The sequence below is a fragment of the Microcoleus sp. D2_18a_D3 genome, from assembly GCF_036702455.1.
Taxonomy (GTDB): Bacteria; Cyanobacteriota; Cyanobacteriia; order Cyanobacteriales; family Microcoleaceae; genus Microcoleus.
Map to the genome: position 1 here is coordinate 1 of NZ_JAUBTK010000209.1, position 1,459 is coordinate 1,459.

General features: G+C 48.1%; 1 protein-coding gene. It reads left to right on the forward strand.

The genetic code is table 11. The features are described from left to right. Positions 1-1,389 (forward strand): S8 family serine peptidase (locus QUB06_RS34525; RefSeq protein ID WP_333439335.1); only part of this gene is annotated, 1,389 nt, incomplete at its 5' end. Positions 1,390-1,459 lie beyond the last annotated feature (70 nt).

Consider the following 1,459-nt stretch of genomic DNA (forward strand, 5'->3'; position numbering starts at 1 on the left):
TTGATACTGATGATCGATAAAAAAGTCATTCTGGGTTCACGAGTATTTATACTCATCGCAAAAGTGACACGCTCCCGTAATGATGGCGGTGTGATGTCGGTTTTGGGTCAAGCTTCTCAGGAGTTTGACAATATTTTTACTGTTGGGGCTGGGGATATTAACGGGCGATCGAACTATTCTAGTTATGGCCGCGGTTTGGATATTTTGGCGGATGGCGGGACGAGTGAACACCCCGGTTTATCGACTGCGGGAAATGATTTGGGGACGATGGCGGGGACTTCGGTAGCGACTGCAAAAGTTGCGGGGGCGGCTTCTTTGGTTTGGGCGGCAAATCCTGCTTTGAACTATCGCCAAGTGATGGAGATTTTGAAGTCTACGGCGAGGGATTTGGGGCCATCTGGGTGGGATGATGAGACGGGTTTTGGATTTTTGAATACGTTGGCGGCGGTGGATTTGGCGAAGAAGACGAAGCCGGAAGTTTATCGGCCTATTGCTTTCTTGAAACCGACGACTTGGGGCGGTGAAGGGCTTGTCACGCCGACGGAACGGGCTGTCAATATTATCAATGAAAACTTTACTGCTTGGGTGGTTTCATCGAATGGGATTACTCTTGGCAATAGTCCGAATACGAGCGATCGAAGTAATTTTATTGTCAAGACTGGTGATACGCTGAGTTTTGACGGTTGGACTTACGGCGAACAGCTTAGCGATTTAACAACAGGAAAACCGGATGCTTTGTGGTATCGCTTCCGATATAACGGTGGGACTTATTGGGTACCGAGTGCTTGGACTGGTGGCTACCCTGGAAGTCGGCCGCCTTTATTGCCACAGCAACCCCCAGAGAAACCGCCAGTACAAGGAAATGCTGAGACGGTGTACCTGTCTACCAGTGGTGGACAGATATTGCAGGTTAATACGGCGACGGGTGCACAAAATCCAATCTATCAAGGCCGCGCTTTTACTGATTTGGCAGTTGCTCCGAATGGTAAACTTTACGGCTGTACTTTCTTTGACGGTTTGTATGAGATTAATCCCTCTACGGGTGCGGAACGATATGTCGGGCCGTTGGCGGGGGGGACTCTCAATTCTCTGACTTTCTCTCCTGATGGCCGACTCTACGGGGCCGATCAGGGAAATGGCAATTTGTTTCAGATTTCGCCTGATAATGGTCAGATGAATTTGATTGGCAATTTGGGCGGGCCTAGCAGTGGAGATTTGGTTTTCAACGGGGCTAATGAGATTTTAGCAACGGTTAGCAGTCCTAATACTTCGTTGAACGATCGCCTGGTTGCTGTCAATTTGGCGACGGGTAATTCGCGCTATATAGGTGATTTGGGTTTGCTGGAAGTGTATGGTCTGAGCTGGGAGAATGGGCAACTGACAGCTTAGGAATGAAAAATAAATAAGTTGATGAATTATCGGTTATACTGAAAAAAGTGCGCTTATTACAATTTTCACC